We start from the raw sequence: 19,360 nt of genomic DNA, 5'->3' as shown, positions 1-19,360 counted from the left end.
CCCGCCCACCGCCGCGGCGGCGCCGGTGCCGAGCGCCAGCTTCACATCTCCCGCCCCGCACGCCGCCGGCTCGACGAGATGCACCAGTAGGTACGGCACGGCGAGCAGCAGCGCACCGGCGATCGCCGGGCCGGCACGGCCGGTCGATGCCGCGAGCACCGGCACCACCGCCGCACCCGGCAGGGTGAGCACGTCGGGCAGTCGCCCGGTCCGAATGTCGATCACGCTGAGTGCGACGCACCAGACGATCAGTGCGAGATAGGCGGTGGTGGTCATGCACTCATCGTCGCTCGCGGCACGTGCCCGCCCGGCCCCGCGAACCTGAAATGTGGACAACCGCAACAGTTGTGAACACGCGACGAGTAACACCGGCCCGCCGCCGGTCGTGGACGGGGTCGCGGGTGACTGCGTGACGGCCTCGCAATACGACAGCGGTAGCGTGGCAGCCATGTCTGCTGATGACGGTGCCCGGCGCCCCGACCACGCTGCGCGTCGGGCAGGGTTGCGAGACCTGTTGGTGGAGAACGGGGTCGATGCCCTGCTCGTGACCGATCTGGTGAATATCCGGTACCTGACCGGCTTCACCGGCTCCAACGCCGCCCTGCTCGTGCACTCCTGGGACGGCAGCCAGGTGGGCGAGGACGGCGAGCGGACGGTCATCTGCACCGACGGCCGCTACATCACCCAGGTCGGCGACCAGGTACCCGACGTGCACGCCGAGATCGCTCGCGCCAGTGCGCGCCGGTTGGTCGAACTGGCCGGGGAATGGCAGATCGGCCGCGTCGGCTTCGAAAGTCACGTCGTGACCGTCGACCAGCACCGCGGCTTCGTCGAGCAGGGCAGCGGCCTCCAATTCGTCCCCGCGCCCGGTCTGGTCGAACAACTGCGCACGGTCAAGGACGACTACGAGATCGAGCAGCTGCGGGCGGCGTGCGCGGCCGCCGACGCCGCGCTGGCGACCCTGCTGGAACGAGGGGGACTGCGTCCGGGCCGCACCGAGCGCCAGGTCGCCCGCGAGCTGGAATGGCTGATGTTCGAGCACGGCGCCGACGCGATCGCCTTCGAGACCATCGTGGCCGCCGGTGCCAATTCCGCAGTGCCGCATCATCGCCCGACCGACGCGGTGCTGGCGGCGGGCGATTTCGTGAAGCTCGATTTCGGCGCGGTGGTCGGCGGCTACCACTCGGATATGACGCGCACCCTGGTGCTGGGCGAGCCGACAGATTGGCAGCGCGAGATCTACCAGCTCGTATACGAGGCGCAGCGGGCCGGCCGCGAGGCGCTGGCACCCGGTGTGCCGTGCGCGGCGGTCGATGCTGCGGCCCGCTCGGTGATCGCGTCGGCCGGGCACGGCGACCTGTTCGTGCACGGCCTCGGACACGGCGTCGGACTGCAGATCCACGAAGCGCCTCCGGTCGCCAAAACCGCGACCGGTACACTTCTGGATGGCGTGGCGGTGACCGTCGAGCCAGGTGTGTATTTCCCCGGCCGCGGCGGAGTTCGCATCGAGGACACGCTCGTGGTTCGTGCGGGGGGCCCGGAGTTGCTCACCCACACCACCAAAGACCTCACCGTGGTCGACTGACCCCGGCTGCCCCAACGGGCCGGTCCCTACGGCCCGGCCTACAGAACGTCGAACAGTACTAACAAGGAGATCCGAGGACAGTGGCGGACACCAGCGACTTCAAGAACGGCCTCGTGCTGAAGATCGACGGTCAGCTCCAGCAGATTGTCGAGTTCCAGCACGTCAAGCCGGGTAAAGGTCCCGCGTTTGTGCGGACCAAGCTGAAGAATGTGCTGTCCGGCAAGGTGGTCGACAAGACGTTCAACGCCGGCGTGAAGGTGGAGACCGCCACCGTGGACCGCCGGGACATGACCTACCTGTACCACGACGGGTCGGACTACATCTTCATGGACGGCCAGACCTTCGATCAGATCGGTATCGACGAGCAGACCATCGGTAAGGGCGCCGGCTTCCTGCTGGAGAACATGACCGTGCAGGTCGCCACGCACGAGGGCGCGCCGCTGTACGTCGAGCTCCCGGTCACCGTCGAACTCGAGGTCACCCACACCGAGCCCGGCCTGCAGGGCGACCGCTCCAGCGCCGGCACCAAGCCCGCGACGCTGGAGACCGGTGCCGAGGTGCAGGTGCCGCTGTTCATCAACGTCGGCGACAAGCTGAAGATCGACTCGCGCGACGGCGGCTATCTGGGCCGGGTCAACGCCTGATCCTCCGGATCCACCGGCCCGGCGCCGGAACCATGGGCGGCGCGCGCGTATCGGCTTTCCGGTATCGCTCGCGCCGCCGTCGACACTGCGAACGGGATAATGGTGATCGTGGCTGATCAGCCCGTGGACAAGAAGTCCACCCACAAGAAACTCGGAGCCCGGCACAAGGCCCGCCGCCGGGCTGTGGATCTGCTCTTCGAGGCCGAGGCGCGCGACATCGACCCGGCCGACCTGGTCGCGGAGCGCCTGGACCTGGCCGGTCGCGACGAACAGGTCGCCCCGGTGAATCCCTACACCCGCACCCTCGTCGAAGGCGTCGCCGACGATCTGGATCGCGTCGACGGCACCATCGAGTCCTATCTGCAGGACTGGACCCTGGGGCGGCTGCCCGCGGTGGACCGCGCCATTCTGCGGGTGGCGGTGTGGGAGTTGTTCCACGCCAACGATGTTCCGCCGGTGGTGGCGGTCGACGAGGCCGTCGAGCTGGCGAAAGAACTGTCGACCGACGATTCGCCCGCGTTCGTCAACGGCGTCCTCGGCCGCATCGTGACGCTGGCCGACCAGGTGCGCGCCGCCGCGGCCGCCACCCGCCGCGACAGCGGGGCGTGATGATCAAATACCTCGTCCTCGCGATGCGCACCTCGGCGTGGACCGACGCGGTCATCGAACCGCACCGCGAATGGCTGGCCGATGTGCGCGCGCGAGGACAGCTGGACTGCACCGGCCGATTCACCGACGGCAGCGGCGGCGCCTATCTGGTGCTGGCCGAGAACCTCTCGGCCGCACGGGAATTGGTGTTCACCGATCCCATTCACACCACCGGCGCCTCCGAGCTGACGATCCACGAATGGGAGATCACGGGCTGAGTCGTATTCGCGACATGCCGTCAGATTCGGACAAATCCGTTAAATTTCCCGGATGCCCGCCGCGCCCGCATACTGTTCCGGTCACTTGACCTAGAAAAGGTGGAACGGATGCGGTTCAATTCGGCGACAGTGTGTACGGCACTGCGTCTCGCCCCGGCGATCGTCGCGGCGGCGACCCTGGCCACGACCGGTTGCTCGGCGGTGGAAAAAGGTGTCGACAAGGGTGTTCAGGTCGCCAAGGACCACAACAAATCCGACACCGCCCGGGCGAAGGTGGGCGACTGCATCAACGTGATCAACGCCTCGGCCGTCGATTCCGATACCGCACCGGTCGCCTGCACCTCCAACAAAGCCGTCTACAAGGTGGCGCAGGTGCACGACGCCAAGGTCGAGTGCGGGGCAGATTTCACCTCGTACGAGGAAACCCTCAACGGCGGCACGCTGGCGTATCTGTGCCTGGCGCCGAATTTCAAAACGGGACTGTGCTATGCGGATTCGCCGCTCAGCGGCTACAAGTACGCCGACTGCACATCCTCGGAGGCGAGTTTCCGGGTCGCCCAGCGCATCGACGGACAGGCCGACGACACGCTGTGCGGCCCGGAGTCCGACAGTGTGATCACATTGTCGGACCCGCAGACGACATTCTGTCTGGCACAACCGAAGTGAGCCGGGTCCTCCGCTCAGACGGTCCCGGGGCGCAAGACGATCGTGCCGAAGGTCGTGCGCTCGTCGACCCGCCGATGGGCCTCGGCCGCATCCGCCAGCGGTAGCACACTGTCGATCAGCACGGTGAGATCACCGGCGGCGGCGAGTTCGAACGCCGCCGACCGCTTCGCCGCCACCCCGGCCAGCCACTGCGCTCCGGAGCATCCGGTGAACGTGAGCCCGCGCATGATCAGGTCCATTGTCGTGACCTGGGCGGGAGCGCCGGACAGCCAGCCGTATCCGAGCATACGGCCTCGCAACGGGGTCATGACATCGAGGACGGCCGCGGCGCTCTCGCCGCCGATCGAGTCGAAAACCACGTCCACCGTGGCATTTTCGAGGCGTTCGCCGAGCCGGCGCGGCCAATCCGGATCGCGGTGGTCGACGACCGTGTGCGCGCCGAGTTCGCGGGCGCGCTCGGTTTTGGCCGCGCCGCCGGCGGTGGCGATGATGTGTGCGGCGCCGGATCGGGCGGCCAATTGGGTGAGGTAGCCGCCGATTCCGGTGGCCGCGGCTTCGATCAGAACGGTGTCGGTACCGGTGAGTGCCGCGGCCTCGAGCAGGGCCAGTGCCACCGATCCGCTCATCGCCACGGCCGCGGCGGCATCGCTCGCCAATCCGTCCGGTACGCGGACCGCGGATTCGGCGGGGGCGCACATCCATTCCGCGTAACTGCCGAAGTCGTTGCGCGCCACCAGGACCCGCTGCCCTTTCCATTCCGGGTCGACGTCTTCGGCCACGGCGGTGACGACCCCGACCGCCTGGGTTCCGAAGACCGCCGGGGTAGGCGTCGGTGTCGGGAACATGCCCGACCGCAACATCGTCTCCGGGTACAGCACCGGGACCGCCTCCACCCGGATCAGCACCTCGCCGGGCTGGGGGCTGGGCTCGCCCACCTCGCGCGCGACGAGGACCTCCGGTCCACCGACCCCGGTCATTACGATTGCCTGCATATCGACCTCATAACTTGACTAACGGTCCAGATACTTCGCCCGGAAGAATATGGACCGTCGGTCAAGTTTGTCAACGGGACTGGAGTGGACAGTGGCGCAGCAGCGCAGAGAACGAGCCGATGCGGCGCGCAACCGTCGCGCGATCCTCGATGCGACGCGGGCGCTGCTGGCCGAAGGTGGGGCCGAGGCGGTGACCATGGACCGGGTGGCCGCCGCGGCGGGAGTCGGCAAGGGCACGGTGTTTCATCGTTTCGGCTCGCGCGCGGGACTGTTGCACGCGATGGTCGCCGAACCGGCCGAAACACTGCGGGCGGCGATCACCGACGGCCCGCCGCCGCTGGGCCCCGGCGCGCCCGCGGGGGAGCGGCTGCTCGCCTTCTTCGATGCGATGGCCACGATGGTCGCCGACAACGTCGAACTGATGGTCGCGGCCTACCGCAGCGTGCCCCCGCATCCGCGCACGTCCGAATTCCACGCCACCTGGGCGGAGCACATCACGAAGCTGCTGACCGAGGCGCGTCCGGATCTCGACGCCGAGGGGGTCGGCCACCTGCTGTTCGGCATGCTGGGCAGCGATTACGCCCTTTCCGCGGTGCGCGAAGGGCAGAGCGAAAGGTTGCGAGAATCCGTGCGGCAGGTGGTGCTCGCGGTGGTCAGCCCGTGAGCAGAACGCCGCCCACCGCACCCGCGGTCGCGATCACGGCCAGCGCCAGCCCGGTGCACACGAACCGGACCGGCGGCACCCGGACCGCGTGGGAACGGCAGAACTCCAGGCACAGCAGCGTGGCCAGCGAGGCCCACGGCGTGGCTATCGCGCCGACGTTCGTGCCGATCAGCAAGGACAGCAACTGGTTTCGGTGGTCAGGCGGTATCACCGCCTCACCGGCGGTGTAGGCGGGCAGGTTGTTGACGATATTCGACAGGCCGAGGCCCGCACCGGCAGCGCGATAGGCCCCGGCCGTGCCGGAATCGGTGCCGATGAGCGCGGCCATCAGATCCGAGAGCCCGTACCGGCCCAGGGTCGGGATGACCAGGAACAGTCCGATCACGAAGATCAGCAGCTGCCACGGGATCAGCGACGGGCGCAGCGCGCTGCGGTCGAACACGGCGAATCCGGCGATCGCGAGGACCGCCGCGGCGAGTGCGGCGTAGCCGATGTGGTCGCCGACGAAGGGAATCGCCAGGACGAACAGCGCGCAGGCGCCCCCGGCCGTCGCGAACAGCGCCCGGTCCCGGGTGTTGCGCAGCCGGATCGGGGCGGGCGCCAGGTAGCGATCGGTGCCGCGCCGGCCGCGTCGCCAGTACCAGATCCACAGCGCCGCCATGGTCGCGATGAGCGAGATCAACTGCGGCAGCCACATTCTGGCCGCGAAGCCGGTGGCATCGAGGCCGATCCGGTCGGCGGCGAGCAGATTGGTGAGGTTGGATACGGGCAGCAGCAGACTGGCGGTGTTCGCCAGCCACAATGTGGTCATCGCCAGCGGCAGCGGTGGAATGCGCGCGGGCTTGGCCAAGGCCAGCATGACCGGTGTCAGCAGGACCGCGGTGGTGTCGAGGTTGAGCACCATCGTCGTCAGGGCCGCGAAACCGACGCAGAGCACGAACAGCGCCGGATAGCGTCCCCGCCCGGCGATCGCGATTCGATGGGCGATGACGTCGAAAACCTGTGCGCGCCGGGCCAGGTGGGCCAGCACGATCACACTGCCGAGAAACAGCAGCAGCGGTCCGATCCGGCGCATATTCGCCTCGGCGTCGGCCCGCGGCAGCCATCCGGTCAGCACGCACAGCACCCCGGCCGCGAGGACGGCGATGCGGATCCAGTCCAGCAGACGCGGTGCGGCGGCTTCCTCCGGCTCCGTCTCGTGCGCGCTGCGCTCGGGCGCCACCGGTTCGGACATCCGGCCATCATCGCACCGTGGCGCAGACCCGCGCGTGCCGGACCGCCCGCATCTGGGCCGGTTCACGGCGTGGGGGTGGCGACCCAACCGGCCACGATCGCCAGTCCGGTGGGACGGTGGACGCCGAGGAAGCCGAAGGGCCGGTCGAAGTTCACTGCGATCATCAGGGCATCGGCCGGCGCCGGTGGCATGCCGGTCGGTTCCATCAGAACCCCGGTGACGGCTGCGGCCGCGAAACCGTCGGCGGTGAATCGGGCGCAGACGTCCTGGGCCGCCGCGGTCACCCGGAGCGCGACCGGTGAGAGGCCGGGGAAGGGGTTGTCCGTCGCGGTGGTCGCCGCGGTCAGTCCGAATAACTCCGGATCGCGCAGCAGGTCGTGGGTGGATCGAACAGCGAAGGGCGGCACCTGGATTCGCAGGGTGTCCGATACGGCGGTCACCGTCCGCACCTCGAGCCCGGGGGCGGCGGTGCCCAGGCCGGGCTGGTGGGTTTCCACCGAACCGTCGAGTGCCCCCAGCCCCGCGGCCAGTACCACCGGAGCGGTGTCCCACTCCTCGCCGAGCAGCAGATGCACATCCAGATCGGACGCACCACGCACCACGACGCGTGAAACCGGTGTGCCGGCCGTCAGCACTGCGGCGTCGCCGAGGCCGGTGCTGTACCGGGCGAGGGCAGGTCCGCGGTGTCCACGCCACGGGCCGCTCGACGGTTCCAGCACATCGGCGTGAAAGCTCTGCCGCCAGGCGGTGCGGGCGACGACGGCGGTCGCCAGCGCGAGCGCTGTCGCCGCGCCGATCCGGGCGGGGAAGCGATCGATCAGGCCGTCGGTATGGCGACGTGCCCACTCGTCGAGTCCGTCCTGTCCGCGCAGCGCGGCGATCGTGCCCGGAGGCAGCGCCCGGATCCACTCGTCGCGCAGCGCGATATCGTCGCGCACCCACACGCCGAGTGCCGCGCGCATTGATTCGGCGGCCTCGATCCGGCGCAGCAGGGTGACCGCGGCGGCGTGAGCGGATGCGGCGGGAAGGCCGGTCGCCGCGGTGAGTTCGCCGCGGGCCGGTTCGCCGGCCGCCGCGGCCAGTAGTGCGAGCAGCGGCCAGATTCCGCATCCGGACAGGACGAAATCCCCGGAACCCGCTGCGGCACACCATTTTCCGGTGAGGGTGTTGGCGGCGGCCACATCGGGTGCGAGGCTCGGCTGCATGGGCGAAAGCCTACCGACGGGTGCCGACGGCAGTGCGCCCCTGCCGGGGTGTACGTGGGCGGCAGGGGCGCGTCCGGATCCTGTGGCCCGGACGATCGGCCGGAACCGATCTGCCGACCAGTCTGGTTCCTCAACCGCACTCGAGGTCCAGGCATGCGGTGCGTGGTCTGCGTCACGCCGGCGCGAACACTGGCCGAAACTACGTCTTCGTGGCCGAACGTGTTGAGGCGTCGCGGCCGGTGTGTGTCATCCTTCCGAGGCGGAACGGTCCGCGAGAGGTCCAGGAGGTAGGGATGGCTGGTGCCGGTACGGCCCGTCTGGCGGAACTGCGCGCGGGTCGCACGACCCCGGAGCAGGCGTGGCAGCTGTACGACAGCCTGCCCGAGGTCGCGGTCACCGAGATCACCACCGGCCGCTGGACCGGCGACGAACTGGACACCGGACATCCGTGGGCCGGTGTGCTGGTCGAATCGGGTTGGTACGGAAAGCAATTCGATTCACCGGACGAGGTGCAGCCGCTGCTGTTCGCCGGGCCGGACGGCCGGGTATTTCCGGTCGACCCCCGCCGAGTGCCGCTGGGGCTGGCCGGAACGTTGCCGTCGGCGGGATTCCGGGCCGCGCGGCGCATGCTGCCGGCGTTGCGCCCGCTGCTGCGGACCCGCACCGCTCGTGCGCGCCTGCGCGAGATCGAATTCCGCGGCAAAGTCAGCGCGGCCATGATCTACGACCACCTGCCCATCATCGACATCTTCCGCCGGGTCGACGAGGACACCCTGCTCGGTGTGATGGATATGCGCGGGCTGGCCGACCCCTACTTCTTCATCCTGCGCCGCGACCGCTCCTGATCGCTCAGTCGTCCCCGGCGGCGAGGATCACCTCGAAGCGGGCGTCGGCAGTGTCGAGTTGCTCGAGAATGTGCTGCTTGACATGCGGCGCCAGCGGCGTGTCCGGGCGGGTGATCAGTTCGCGGTAGACCGCGGTGAGCGGCCGGTATTTGGTGGCGAGTTTCGACATGACGGCCTGTTCGTCGGCGTAGAGGATGCCGACGCCGTTGTCGGTGAAATCGGAGATCTTCACAACCCGGGCCCACGGATCGCGGTCCAGGCTCGCGGCGACGTGGTCGCGGTATCGGATGTGCCGGTCCTGGTCCGAATCGGGTGCCGGGTTGGTCACCGCCGCAACGAGATTCGATACGCGCTCGCCGAACCGCTGGGTGAGCACCGCCAGCGCTGCGGCGTTCAGGTTCTCGTCCGGCTCCGGCGCGCCGCGGAGGGCGACCAGGTCGGCGGCGTGATCCTCGACGGCGTCGTGCAGGAGGCCGGCGAGCACCAGGTCCGTGTCGTGCACCTCGTAGTGGCTCACGATGCGGATCGCCACCCGCAGTAGATGATTCAGGTACGGCTCGCGGCCGTAGTTGTCGCCACGGTGCAGGTCGGCCACGAATTCGAGTGCCGCCTCGACCCGTTCGGGGCCGGGCAGTTTGCGCTGCGACTCCAGCAGCAGTCGTTGCCGCAGCCCTTCCTCGCCGTGCACGTCGCTGAGTGTGTGCAACGGCATGGCCGCCAGAATTCCCGCCCCGATGGACTCCATCCGCCCAATCTAGCGGGACGAGGTGACAATCCGCCGTCGCCGGGTTTTCAGCGAACCCCGCGCGGGCGGAATTGGATGCTGATCCGCGGACCCACGGGCCGCCGCGTCTTCGGCACCGCATGTTCCCAGGTGCGCTGGCAGGAGCCGCCCATCACGAGAAGATCGCCGTGCCCCACGTGATAGCGAATGCTCGCGCCGCCGCCGCGCGGACGCAGCAGCAGGGCCCGCGGCGCGCCGATCGACAGGATCGCGACCATGGTGTCGTGGGTGGAACCGCGGCCCCCGGTATCACCGTGCCAGGCCACACTGTCCTCGCCGTCGCGGTAGTAGCACAGTCCGGCTGTGCGGAACGGTTCGCCGAGTTCCGGGCCGTAACGGCCGCTCAGAGCCGCGCGGGCGTCCTCCAGGATCGGGTCCGGCCAGGGCTCGTTCTCGCCGTAATGGCGCAGCAGTCGCGGTACGTCCACCACGCGGTCGTACATCGGGCGACGGTCGGCTCGCCACGGGACGCGAGTGGCCAGCCGTTCGAACAGTTCGTCGGCCCCGCGCAACCATCCCGGAAGCAGGTCGACCCACGCGCCCTCGGTCAGCTGGGTGCGGCGGACGCCGTCCAACGACCCCAGTTCGATGTCGCCGAAGCCGTCGAACAGCGATCTCTGCAGCGGTGTCGACATGCGTTCGAATCTACGTTCTATCGAACATATGTTCAAGCATCGGGTCGCGCGGCTACTCGGGGCCGATCCGGGCGGTCCGGATCAGCTCAGGTGCGCACGCACGAAATCGACCACCGCGTCGGAGAATTCGTCGTTGACATCGCTGGCCGCGGTATGGGCGGCGCCGGAGATCTCGACATATTCCATCTGCGGCACCAGCGCGCGGAAGTCGGCGACCCCCTGTTCGCTGACCACGTCCGACAACCGTCCGCGCACCAGCAGGACCGGGATCTCCAGCGCGCGGGCGGCATCCTCGAGGTCGCTGGTCTGCAGTTCGATGTCTTCCGGCCGGCTCGACATCATCGCCGGATCCCAATGCCAGTACCAGCGCCCGTCCTCGCGCAGCCGCAGATTGCGCCGCAGACCCTCCGGGTTGCGGGGCCGGCGGCGGTGCGGCAGGTATTCGGCCACCGCATCGGCGGCTTCCTCGAGGGAGGCGAAGCCCTCGGGATGGCCGCCGAGGAAGTTCATGACCCGTTCCACGCCCTTGTGCTCCGGGCGCGGCACGACGTCGACCAGGACCAGTCCGGCGATGCGCTCCCGGCCGGGACGGGCGGTGGCCAGCAGTGCGGTCAATCCGCCCATGCTCGCGCCGACCACGATGGCGGGCCGGTCGAGTTCGGCGAGAATGTCGAGGAGGTCGGCGGTCATCGCCGTGCGCGAGTAGTCGCCGTCCGGCGCCCAGTCGCTCTCGCCGTGCCCGCGGGCGTCCAGCAAAATGGCGTGCATACCCACCTTCGCCAGCGCGGCGCCCGATTCCTTCCACGAGTGCCGGGTCTGGCCGCCGCCGTGCAGGAAGATCGCCAGCGGGCCGTCGGCCGGCCCCCAGCTCTCCCCGGCCAGGGCGATGCCGCCGTGGCCGCGGAAGGTGATCCGGCGGGGCTCGGTGAAGTCGGCTTCGTTGCTCACCCTTCGAGCATCCCACATCCGGTTTACGCTGTATGAAACAGTCCCGGCCAACGGTTGTGCCGTTCGCGTGATGTGTCGGCATAGCCGCAGGTGGCGGGGCTCACAGCCGGACCCCCGCCGTCGGGAGGCCGCGGCGGCGCTGCTACGCTCAGGCATCGAAAAGACATCCTTTAACGGACCGTCCGGTGAGGCGGGGAAGGAGGTCGGCATGGCCGTGCCCGAAGAGCGCGGCGGCCGCGTCGCGCCCGAAGAACGGGCCGCCAGGTCGAGCGCTGCCGAATATTCGCAGCGGCACGACCCAGAGTGGGTCCGCGCCGGGCGTGAACTGTTGTCCGCCTCCGATGTCGGCCGGACCATCGCGCGCATGGCGCATCAGATCATCGAGAAGACCGCGCTGGATTCGTCGGATCCCGAGGCGCCCCGGGTGGTGCTGATCGGCATTCCCACCCGCGGCACCACCCTCGCCGCGCGGCTGACCGATCGCATCGAGGAATTCTCCGGCGTGCGTCCCGCGCTCGGTTCGCTCGACATCACGCTGTATCGCGACGATCTGCGCAACCGCCCGCATCGCCCGCTGGAACGGACCTCGGTCCCCGAGGGTGGCATCGACGACGCGCTCGTCGTACTCGTCGACGACGTGCTGTTCTCCGGTCGCAGCGTGCGCTCGGCGCTGGACGGGCTGCGCGATCTGGGCCGGCCGCGCGCGGTGCAACTGGCGGTACTGGTCGATCGCGGCCATCGCGAACTGCCCATCCGCGCCGACTACGTCGGCAAGAACGTGCCGACCTCGCGCAGTGAGGACGTCTCCGTACTGCTCAGCGAACACGACGGTCACGACGGCGTCTATCTGCATCAGGGGGATGAGCGGTGAGGCATCTGCTCTCGGTCACCGATCTCGACCGCACCGCCGCCACCGAACTGCTCGACGACGCCCAGCGCTTCGAACAGGCGCTGCTCGGCCGCGAAGTCCGCAAACTGCCCACGCTGCGCGGCCGCACCGTGATGACGGTGTTCTTCGAGAACTCCACCCGGACCCGGGTCTCGTTCGAGGTCGCCGGCAAATGGATGAGCGCCGATGTCATCAACGTGAGCGCCTCGAGCTCCTCGGTGTCGAAGGGCGAATCGCTGCGCGATACCGCGCTGACCCTGCACGCCGCGGGCGCCGACGCGCTGATCGTGCGGCATCCGGCCTCCGGGGCGGCCCATCAGATCGCGCGCTGGTTCGGCGAACTGGACGCCGGCTCGGGTGGATACACCGGAACCGGGCCCGCGATCGTCAATGCCGGCGACGGCACGCACGAACATCCCACCCAGGCCCTGCTGGACGCGCTGACGCTGCGGCAGCGACTGGGTGAGCTGACGGGCAAGCGCATCGTGATCGTCGGCGACATCCTGCACAGCCGCGTCGCGCGGTCCAATGCCTTCCTGCTCGACACCCTCGGCGCCGAAGTGGTGCTGGTCGCGCCGCGCACCCTGCTGCCGGTCGGGGTCGAGCAGTGGCCGGTGCAGGTCTCGCATTCGCTCGACGCCGCGCTGCCCGGCGCGGACGCGGTGATGATGCTGCGCGTGCAGGCCGAGCGGATGAACGGCGGCTTCTTCCCGTCGGCCCGCGAATACTCCATCGCCTATGGACTGAACGAGCGGCGCATGGCGCTGCTCGACGACGAGGCGGTCGTCCTGCATCCGGGCCCGATGCTGCGCGGTATGGAAATCGCGTCGGCGGTGGCCGATTCCCCGAAAGCCGCAGTGCTGCAACAGGTCACCAACGGTGTGCACATGCGCATGGCGGTGCTGTTCCGCCTGCTCGTCGGCGCGGGGGAGGCCGTCGCATGAGCGGAACACGGCCAGAGGCGGCAGCCTGCGTAACCCCCCAGGCCCCCGTTCATGCGCATCGACACCGCAGGAGGGTGAGCATGAGCTTCTTCGTGGAAGGTGAGGGCGCGTGAGCGATCTGGTTATCCGGGGCGTGCGGCCCTACGGCGAGGGTGAGCCGGTCGACGTGCTGGTGCGCGACGGCGTGATCGTGGCCCTCGGCGCGCGATCCGGCGACACCGTCGACGGCGTCGAGGTCGCCGCCGATGCCGAGGTGCTGGAGGCCGGCGGCCGGATCCTGCTCCCCGGTTTCGTCGATCTGCACACCCACCTGCGCGAGCCCGGCCGCGAGGACACCGAGACCATCGAAAGCGGTTCGGCCGCAGCGGCATTGGGTGGCTACACCGCGGTATTCGCGATGGCCAACACCAATCCCGTGGCCGACACCTCGGTCGTCACCGATCATGTGTGGCGGCGCGGGCAGGAGGTGGGGCTGGTCGATGTGCATCCGGTCGGCGCGGTGACCGTCGGCTTGGCCGGCAAGCAACTGGCCGAGATGGGCACCATGGCCGCCGGCGAGGGCCGGGTGCGGATCTTCTCCGACGACGGGCACTGCGTCTACGACCCGCTGATCATGCGCCGCGCCCTCGAGTACGCGAAATCGCTCGACGTCCTGATCGCTCAGCACGCCGAGGAGCCGCGGCTCACCCAGGGCGCCGTCGCGCACGAGGGGCCGAACGCCGCCCGTCTGGGCCTGGCCGGCTGGCCGCGCGCGGCCGAGGAGTCGATCGTCGCTCGCGACGCGCTGCTGGCCCGCGACGCCGGAGCCCGGGTGCACATCTGCCACGCGTCCACCGCCGGCACCGTCGAGCTGGTGAAATGGGCCAAGGCGCAAGGGATTTCGATCACCGCCGAGGTCACTCCGCATCATCTGCTGCTCGACGATTCGCGGCTCGAGACCTACGACGCGGTGAACAAGGTCAATCCGCCGCTGCGCGAGGCATCCGACGCCCAGGCGCTGCGCAAGGCCCTGGCCGACGGAGTGATCGACTGTGTGGCCACCGACCACGCCCCGCACGCCGAACAGGAGAAGTGCTGCGAGTTCGCCGCCGCCCGTCCCGGCATGCTGGGACTGGAGACCGCGCTGTCGATCATCGTCGAGACCCTGGTGGCTCCGGGCCTGCTCGACTGGCGTGGCGTGGCGAAGGTGATGAGCGAGAATCCGGCCCGCATCGCCGGACTCGACGATCAGGGCCGCCCGATCGCGGTCGGCGAGCCGGCCAACCTGACCCTGATCGACCCGGACGCGTCGTGGACCGTGCGGGCGCGGGAGCTGGCGAGCATTTCCGACAACACGCCGTACGAGGCGATGACCCTGCCCGCCAAGGTCGCCGCCACGATGCTGCGCGGACGGATCACCGCCCGCGACGGCGTGGTGACGACCGCCCTGGCGGGGAGAGTGGGGCAATAATGGAGCGAACACTGTGGGTGATCGGGCTGGCGGCCCTGTTCGTCCTGTTCCTGTGGTTGATGTATCGCTCCTGGCTCGTGCGGGCCAGGAAGCAGGCCTCCTCGGTCGGGGAGCTGCCCACGGTGCCGGCGGATCTGGGCGCGCAGGTGCTCGAGCCGACGACCGGGTTGTACACGGGGACCACGCTGGCTCCGAGCTGGCAGAACCGCATCGTGGTCGGAGATCTGGGTTTCCGGGCCACAGCGGAGCTGACCCGCTTCGAACGCGGGATCCTGCTGGAACGCGACGGCGCGGAGGTGATCTGGATTCCGCAGGAGTCCATCACCGCGGTCCGCACCGAACGCGGCCACGCGGGCAAGGTGATGACCGACAATGGTGTGCTGGTTATTCGCTGGAAACTGCCGACGGGAACCGAAGTCGATACCGGGTTCCGCGGCGACGACAAGACGGTGTATCCGGCCTGGACGGCCATATCCGCGACGGGACAGACCGGCGCGGCGACGGGAGACGAATAAACGTGAAGGCTGGATTTTTCGTGAACGAGGTGAGCGAATGAGCGACCGCGCCGCGGTGATGGTGCTCGAGGACGGACGGGTATTCCGGGGCCGGCGGTTCGGCGCCGAGGGTGAGACGCTGGGCGAAGCGGTGTTCTGCACCGCGATGACCGGCTATCAGGAGACCCTGACCGACCCCAGCTACCACCGCCAGATCGTGGTGGCCACCGCCCCGCAGATCGGCAACACCGGCTGGAACGACGAGGACGACGAGTCGAATCGGATCTGGGTGGCCGGATACGCGGTGCGCGACCCCGCCAAGCGGGCCTCGAACTGGCGCGCCACCACCACCCTGCAGGACGAACTGGAGCGCCAGCACATCGTCGGCATCGCCGGCATCGACACCCGCGCACTGGTGCGTCATCTGCGCACCCGCGGGTCGATGAAGGCGGGCATCTTCAGCGGTGACGCCGCTGCGGCCTCGCCCGAGGAATTGCTGAGCCGGGTCACCGGTCAGGCCTCGATGCTCGGCGCCGATCTGGCCGGCGAGGTCTCCACCGACGGCGTGTACACCATCGAGCCCGCCGGTGAGCATCGGTTCACCGTGGTCGCGGTCGACCTGGGTATCAAGACCAACACCCCGCGCATGTTCGCCGAGCGCGGCATCCGGGTGCACGTGGTGCCCTCCGGCGTCACGCTGGACCAGATCAGGGAGCTGAAGCCGGACGGCGTCTTCCTGTCCAACGGCCCCGGTGACCCGGCCACCCAGGACGACGCGGTCGAGCTGACCAAATCCGTTCTGGGCGAAGGACTTCCGCTGTTCGGAATCTGCTTCGGCAACCAGATCCTGGGCCGCGCGCTGGGCCTGGGCACGTACAAGATGAAGTTCGGCCACCGCGGCATCAACGTCCCGGTCATCGATCACGCCACCGGCGCGGTCTCGATCACCGCGCAGAACCATGGCTTCGCGCTCGAGGGGGAGGCCGGACAGCGCTTCGAGACCCCGTTCGGCACCGCCGAGGTCAGCCACACCTGCGCCAACGACGGCACCGTCGAGGGGGTGCGCCTGGTGGACGGTCGCGCGTTCTCGGTGCAGTACCACCCGGAGGCCGCCGCGGGGCCGCACGATGCCGCCTACCTGTTCGACCGCTTCGCGGGTTTGATGGAGGAAGCCTGATGCCACGTCGTAACGACCTGCACCACATCCTGGTCATCGGCTCCGGGCCGATCGTCATCGGCCAGGCCTGCGAGTTCGACTACTCCGGCACCCAGGCGTGCCGGGTGCTGCGGTCCGAGGGCCTGCGGGTGTCGCTGGTGAACTCCAACCCGGCCACGATCATGACCGACCCGGAATTCGCCGACTCCACCTACGTCGAGCCGATCACCCCGGAATTCGTCGAGAAGGTCATCGCCAAGGAGCGCCCCGACGCCATCCTCGCGACCCTGGGCGGCCAGACCGCGCTCAACACCGCGGTGGCGCTGCACGAGAACGGTGTGCTGGAGAAGTACAACGTCGAATTGATCGGCGCCGACTTCGAGGCCATCCAGCGCGGTGAGGACCGGCAGAAGTTCAAGGACATCGTCGCCAAGGTCGGCGGCGAGTCGGCCCGCTCCAAGGTCTGCTACACCATGGACGAGGTGCGCGAAACCGTTGCCGAACTGGGCTTCCCGGTGGTCGTGCGGCCGTCGTTCACCATGGGTGGCCTGGGCTCGGGCATGGCCTACAACGACGAGGATCTCGACCGCATCGCCGGCGGCGGCCTGGCCGCCTCGCCCACCGCCAACGTCCTCATCGAGGAATCCATCCTCGGGTGGAAGGAATACGAACTCGAGCTCATGCGCGACGGCCGCGACAACGTGGTCATCGTCTGCTCGATCGAGAACGTGGACCCGATGGGCGTGCACACCGGCGATTCGGTGACCGTCGCCCCGGCCATGACCCTCACCGACCGCGAATATCAGAAGATGCGCGATCTGGGTATCGCGATCCTGCGCGAGGTCGGCGTCGACACCGGCGGCTGCAACATCCAGTTCGCGGTGGATCCGCGCGACGGACGCCTGATCGTCATCGAGATGAATCCGCGTGTCTCGCGCTCCTCAGCATTGGCCTCCAAGGCAACCGGTTTCCCGATCGCCAAGATCGCGGCGAAGCTGGCCATCGGCTACACGCTCGACGAGATCGTCAACGACATCACCAAGGAAACCCCGGCCTGTTTCGAGCCCACGCTCGACTACGTGGTCGTGAAGGCGCCGCGGTTCGCGTTCGAGAAGTTCCCGGGCGCCGACCCGACCCTCACCACCACCATGAAGTCGGTCGGTGAGGCGATGAGCCTGGGCCGCAACTTCTCCGAGGCGCTCGGCAAGGTGCTGCGCTCGCTGGAGACCAAGGCGGCCGGGTTCTGGACCCAGCCCGACGGCCGCTGGACCGACGTCGCCGAGATCCTCGACGACCTGCGCGTGCCGACCGAGGGTCGGCTCTACCAGGTGGAGCGGGCGCTGCGCCTGGGCGCGAGCGTCGAAGACGTCGCACAGGCCTCGGGCATCGACCCGTGGTTCGTCGCCGAGATCGCCGGACTCGTCGAGTTGCGCGCCGAGATCGCGCAGGCGCCGGTACTGGACGAGCCGCTGCTGCGCTACGCCAAGCACAACGGCCTGTCGGATCGCCAGATCTCCGCGCTGCGACCGGAACTGGCCGGCGAGAACGGGGTGCGCGAGCTGCGTCACCGCCTCGGCATCCGGCCGGTGTACAAGACGGTCGACACCTGTGCGGCCGAATTCGAGGCCAAGACGCCGTACCACTACTCGAGCTACGAACTCGATCCGGCCGCCGAGTCGGAGGTCGCGCCGCAACCCGAGCGCGAGAAGGTGATCATCCTCGGCTCCGGGCCCAACCGCATCGGCCAGGGCATCGAATTCGACTACTCCTGCGTGCACGCCGCGCAGACGCTGTCGCAGGCCGGGTACGAGACCGTCATGGTCAACTGCAACCCCGAGACCGTGTCCACCGACTACGACACCGCCGACCGCCTGTACTTCGAGCCGCTGACCTTCGAGGACGTGCTCGAGGTGTACCACGCCGAATCGGAATCGGGCCGGGTGGCCGGAGTGATCGTGCAGCTCGGCGGCCAGACCCCGCTCGGTCTGGCGCAGCGGCTCACCGATGCCGGAGTGCCCGTGGTCGGCACCTCCGCGGCGGCGATCGACCTGGCCGAGGACCGCGGCGAATTCGGGCACGTGCTGGTCTCGGCCGGACTGCCCGCGCCGAAGTACGGCACGGCCACCACGTTCGAGCAGGCCAAGGAGATCGCGGCCGGAATCGGCTATCCGGTGCTGGTCCGCCCGTCCTACGTGCTGGGCGGGCGCGGTATGGAGATCGTCTACGACGAGGGCTCGCTCGAGGGCTACATCTCCCGCGCCACCGAACTCAGCCCCGAACATCCGGTGCTGGTCGACCGCTTCCTGGAAGACGCCATCGAGATCGATGTCGACGCGTTGTGCGACGGCGAGGAGGTCTACCTCGGCGGCGTGATGGAGCACATCGAGGAGGCGGGTATCCACTCCGGCGACTCGGCGTGCGCGCTGCCGCCGATCACCCTGGGCCGCAGCGATATCGAAGCGGTGCGCCGCTCGACCACCGCACTGGCCAAGGGCATCGGCGTCAAGGGCCTGCTGAATGTGCAGTATGCGCTCAAGGACGACGTGCTGTACGTGCTCGAGGCCAATCCGCGCGCCAGCCGGACCGTGCCGTTCGTCTCCAAGGCGACCGGCGTGCAGCTGGCCAAGGCCGCCGCGCGGGTGATGCTGGGGACGAGCATCGCCGAATTGCGCAAGGAGGGCATCCTGCCCGCCGAGGGCGACGGCGGTCACGCGCCGATGGACGCGCCGGTCGCGGTGAAGGAAGCGGTGCTGCCCTTCCACCGGTTCCGCCGTCCGGACGGCACCGGTATCGATTCGCTGCTGTCGCCGGAGATGAAGTCCACCGGCGAGGTGATGGGTATCGACGCCGATTTCGGTACCGCCTTCGCCAAGAGCCAGTCCGCGGCCTACGGTTCGCTGCCGGTCGCGGGCACGGTGTTCGTCTCGATCGCCAACCGCGACAAGCGGGCCATGGTGTTCCCGGTCAAGCGGCTGCACGATCTGGGCTTCCGGATCCTCGCCACCGACGGCACCGCGGAGATGTTGCGGCGCAACGGGATTCCGTGCGAGCGGGTGCGCAAGCAATCCGATCCGGTGCCCGCGTCGGCCAACGGCGATCCCATCGAACCCTCGATCGTCGATCAGATCAAGGACGGCGAGATCGACATCGTGTTCAACACGCCTTACGGTAACTCCGGGCCCCGCGTGGACGGCTACGAGATTCGTACCGCCGCGGTGGGCGCCAACATTCCGTGCATCACGACGGTTCAGGGTGCGGCTGCAGCCGTACAGGGCATCGAAGCAACCATCAACGGCGGTATCGGGGTGCGCTCGCTGCAGGAGCTGCACGCCGTATTGCGCGGCTAAGAGGAGAGATAA

Annotated in this window: 20 protein-coding genes; 13 read left to right on the top strand and 7 right to left on the bottom strand. The window is 68.9% G+C overall.

The window, feature by feature from the left end; genetic code table 11:
- Positions 1-276, bottom strand: a 276-nt coding sequence (locus NN2_RS13000; RefSeq protein ID WP_169812402.1) for a prepilin peptidase, incomplete at its 3' end; no start/stop codon positions are given.
- A 172-nt stretch (positions 277-448) separates the two neighbouring features.
- Here NN2_RS13000 and NN2_RS12995 point away from each other — a divergent pair.
- The 5 genes from NN2_RS12995 (at position 449) to NN2_RS12975 (ending at position 3,761) form a co-directional block, all read left to right on the top strand.
- Positions 449-1,585, top strand: a complete 1,137-nt coding sequence (locus tag NN2_RS12995; protein ID WP_063013415.1) for a M24 family metallopeptidase — start codon at positions 449-451, stop codon at positions 1,583-1,585.
- Positions 1,586-1,665: 80 nt separating this feature from the next.
- Positions 1,666-2,229 carry an elongation factor P gene (efp, locus tag NN2_RS12990; protein WP_063013413.1) on the top strand — a complete coding sequence of 188 codons (564 nt, stop codon included), beginning with the start codon at positions 1,666-1,668 and terminating at the stop codon, positions 2,227-2,229.
- 99 nt (positions 2,230-2,328) lie between these two features.
- Positions 2,329-2,838, top strand: a complete 510-nt coding sequence (gene nusB / locus NN2_RS12985; RefSeq protein ID WP_063013411.1) for a transcription antitermination factor NusB — start codon at positions 2,329-2,331, stop codon at positions 2,836-2,838.
- Positions 2,838-3,095, top strand: a complete 258-nt coding sequence (locus NN2_RS12980) for a YciI family protein (RefSeq protein ID WP_063013409.1) — start codon at positions 2,838-2,840, stop codon at positions 3,093-3,095. Before nusB ends, NN2_RS12980 begins: the two co-directional genes overlap by 1 nt.
- 108 nt (positions 3,096-3,203) lie before the next feature.
- Positions 3,204-3,761 (top strand): LppU/SCO3897 family protein, encoded by a 558-nt coding sequence (locus NN2_RS12975; RefSeq protein WP_082856958.1) that lies wholly within the window; start codon positions 3,204-3,206, stop codon positions 3,759-3,761.
- A gap of 14 nt (positions 3,762-3,775) precedes the next feature.
- On the opposite strand, the gene NN2_RS12970 is transcribed toward NN2_RS12975, so the two are convergent.
- Positions 3,776-4,753: a quinone oxidoreductase family protein gene (locus NN2_RS12970; RefSeq protein WP_063013407.1), complete on the bottom strand. Its 978-nt coding sequence runs from the start codon at positions 4,751-4,753 to the stop codon at positions 3,776-3,778.
- Positions 4,754-4,844: 91 nt separating this feature from the next.
- On the opposite strand from NN2_RS12970, the gene NN2_RS12965 reads away from it, so the two are divergent.
- Entirely contained in the window at positions 4,845-5,417 is a 573-nt protein-coding gene (locus NN2_RS12965) for a TetR/AcrR family transcriptional regulator (protein WP_227463135.1), read from the top strand.
- Here the strand turns inward: NN2_RS12965 and NN2_RS12960 are convergent.
- Positions 5,407-6,651 (bottom strand): ArsB/NhaD family transporter, encoded by a 1,245-nt coding sequence (locus tag NN2_RS12960; protein ID WP_063013403.1) that lies wholly within the window; start codon positions 6,649-6,651, stop codon positions 5,407-5,409. The two genes, NN2_RS12965 and NN2_RS12960, sit on opposite strands and share 11 nt — an antisense overlap.
- 62 nt (positions 6,652-6,713) lie before the next feature.
- A complete protein-coding gene (locus NN2_RS12955; RefSeq protein WP_063013401.1) occupies positions 6,714-7,856 on the bottom strand; it encodes a serpin family protein in 1,143 nt (380 codons plus the stop codon).
- Positions 7,857-8,149: 293 nt separating this feature from the next.
- Here NN2_RS12955 and NN2_RS12950 point away from each other — a divergent pair, with 293 nt between their 5' ends.
- A complete protein-coding gene (locus NN2_RS12950) occupies positions 8,150-8,701 on the top strand; it encodes a DUF4334 domain-containing protein (RefSeq protein ID WP_063013400.1) in 552 nt (183 codons plus the stop codon).
- A 4-nt stretch (positions 8,702-8,705) separates the two neighbouring features.
- Here NN2_RS12950 and NN2_RS12945 read toward each other — a convergent pair whose 3' ends face one another.
- The 3 genes from NN2_RS12945 to NN2_RS12935 form a co-directional block, all read right to left on the bottom strand.
- Complete coding sequence (locus tag NN2_RS12945; protein WP_063013398.1) at positions 8,706-9,446, bottom strand: HD domain-containing protein; 741 nt, start codon at positions 9,444-9,446, stop codon at positions 8,706-8,708.
- 47 nt (positions 9,447-9,493) lie between these two features.
- Positions 9,494-10,120 carry an alpha-ketoglutarate-dependent dioxygenase AlkB gene (locus NN2_RS12940; RefSeq protein WP_063013396.1) on the bottom strand — a complete coding sequence of 209 codons (627 nt, stop codon included), beginning with the start codon at positions 10,118-10,120 and terminating at the stop codon, positions 9,494-9,496.
- Between the two features lie 81 nt (positions 10,121-10,201).
- On the bottom strand, positions 10,202-11,068 hold the full coding sequence (locus NN2_RS12935) for an alpha/beta fold hydrolase (protein WP_231983081.1): 867 nt from the start codon (positions 11,066-11,068) through the stop codon (positions 10,202-10,204).
- A 208-nt stretch (positions 11,069-11,276) separates the two neighbouring features.
- Here NN2_RS12935 and pyrR point away from each other — a divergent pair, with 208 nt between their 5' ends.
- The 6 genes from pyrR to carB all read left to right on the top strand — a co-directional run bounded on the left by pyrR (position 11,277) and on the right by carB (position 19,348).
- Positions 11,277-11,939, top strand: a complete 663-nt coding sequence (gene pyrR, locus NN2_RS12930; protein WP_082856957.1) for a bifunctional pyr operon transcriptional regulator/uracil phosphoribosyltransferase PyrR — start codon at positions 11,277-11,279, stop codon at positions 11,937-11,939.
- Positions 11,936-12,901 carry an aspartate carbamoyltransferase catalytic subunit gene (locus NN2_RS12925; protein ID WP_063013393.1) on the top strand — a complete coding sequence of 322 codons (966 nt, stop codon included), beginning with the start codon at positions 11,936-11,938 and terminating at the stop codon, positions 12,899-12,901. The genes pyrR and NN2_RS12925 overlap by 4 nt, the downstream gene beginning before the upstream one ends.
- Positions 12,902-13,010: 109 nt before the next feature.
- Positions 13,011-14,351 (top strand): dihydroorotase, encoded by a 1,341-nt coding sequence (locus NN2_RS12920; protein WP_063013391.1) that lies wholly within the window; start codon positions 13,011-13,013, stop codon positions 14,349-14,351.
- A complete protein-coding gene (locus tag NN2_RS12915; protein WP_063013389.1) occupies positions 14,351-14,866 on the top strand; it encodes a PH-like domain-containing protein in 516 nt (171 codons plus the stop codon). The genes NN2_RS12920 and NN2_RS12915 overlap by 1 nt, the downstream gene beginning before the upstream one ends.
- A 37-nt stretch (positions 14,867-14,903) precedes the next feature.
- A complete protein-coding gene (gene carA, locus NN2_RS12910) occupies positions 14,904-16,022 on the top strand; it encodes a glutamine-hydrolyzing carbamoyl-phosphate synthase small subunit (RefSeq protein WP_063013387.1) in 1,119 nt (372 codons plus the stop codon).
- Positions 16,022-19,348: a carbamoyl-phosphate synthase large subunit gene (gene carB, locus NN2_RS12905; protein WP_063013385.1), complete on the top strand. Its 3,327-nt coding sequence runs from the start codon at positions 16,022-16,024 to the stop codon at positions 19,346-19,348. The genes carA and carB overlap by 1 nt, the downstream gene beginning before the upstream one ends.
- Positions 19,349-19,360 lie beyond the last annotated feature (12 nt).

The sequence above is a fragment of the Nocardia nova NBRC 15556 genome (assembly GCF_001613005.1).
In the GTDB taxonomy this organism is placed as follows: domain Bacteria; phylum Actinomycetota; class Actinomycetes; order Mycobacteriales; family Mycobacteriaceae; genus Nocardia; species Nocardia nova.
This window is presented reverse-complemented; position numbering and strand designations above follow the sequence as displayed.

Excerpts from the sequence above, each read along its gene's own strand:
- NN2_RS12995 (WP_063013415.1), top strand. The coding sequence starts at position 449 with ATGTCTGCTGATGACGGTGCCCGGCGCCCCGACCACGCTGCGCGTCGG.
- nusB (WP_063013411.1), top strand. The coding sequence starts at position 2,329 with ATGGTGATCGTGGCTGATCAGCCCGTGGACAAGAAGTCCACCCACAAG.
- NN2_RS12980 (WP_063013409.1), top strand. The coding sequence starts at position 2,838 with ATGATCAAATACCTCGTCCTCGCGATGCGCACCTCGGCGTGGACCGAC.
- NN2_RS12975 (WP_082856958.1), top strand. The coding sequence starts at position 3,204 with ATGCGGTTCAATTCGGCGACAGTGTGTACGGCACTGCGTCTCGCCCCG.
- NN2_RS12970 (WP_063013407.1), bottom strand. The coding sequence starts at position 4,753 with ATGCAGGCAATCGTAATGACCGGGGTCGGTGGACCGGAGGTCCTCGTC.
- NN2_RS12960 (WP_063013403.1), bottom strand. The coding sequence starts at position 6,651 with ATGTCCGAACCGGTGGCGCCCGAGCGCAGCGCGCACGAGACGGAGCCG.
- NN2_RS12955 (WP_063013401.1), bottom strand. The coding sequence starts at position 7,856 with ATGCAGCCGAGCCTCGCACCCGATGTGGCCGCCGCCAACACCCTCACC.
- NN2_RS12950 (WP_063013400.1), top strand. The coding sequence starts at position 8,150 with ATGGCTGGTGCCGGTACGGCCCGTCTGGCGGAACTGCGCGCGGGTCGC.
- NN2_RS12945 (WP_063013398.1), bottom strand. The coding sequence starts at position 9,446 with ATGGAGTCCATCGGGGCGGGAATTCTGGCGGCCATGCCGTTGCACACA.
- NN2_RS12940 (WP_063013396.1), bottom strand. The coding sequence starts at position 10,120 with ATGTCGACACCGCTGCAGAGATCGCTGTTCGACGGCTTCGGCGACATC.
- pyrR (WP_082856957.1), top strand. The coding sequence starts at position 11,277 with ATGGCCGTGCCCGAAGAGCGCGGCGGCCGCGTCGCGCCCGAAGAACGG.
- NN2_RS12915 (WP_063013389.1), top strand. The coding sequence starts at position 14,351 with ATGGAGCGAACACTGTGGGTGATCGGGCTGGCGGCCCTGTTCGTCCTG.
- carA (WP_063013387.1), top strand. The coding sequence starts at position 14,904 with ATGAGCGACCGCGCCGCGGTGATGGTGCTCGAGGACGGACGGGTATTC.
- carB (WP_063013385.1), top strand. The coding sequence starts at position 16,022 with ATGCCACGTCGTAACGACCTGCACCACATCCTGGTCATCGGCTCCGGG.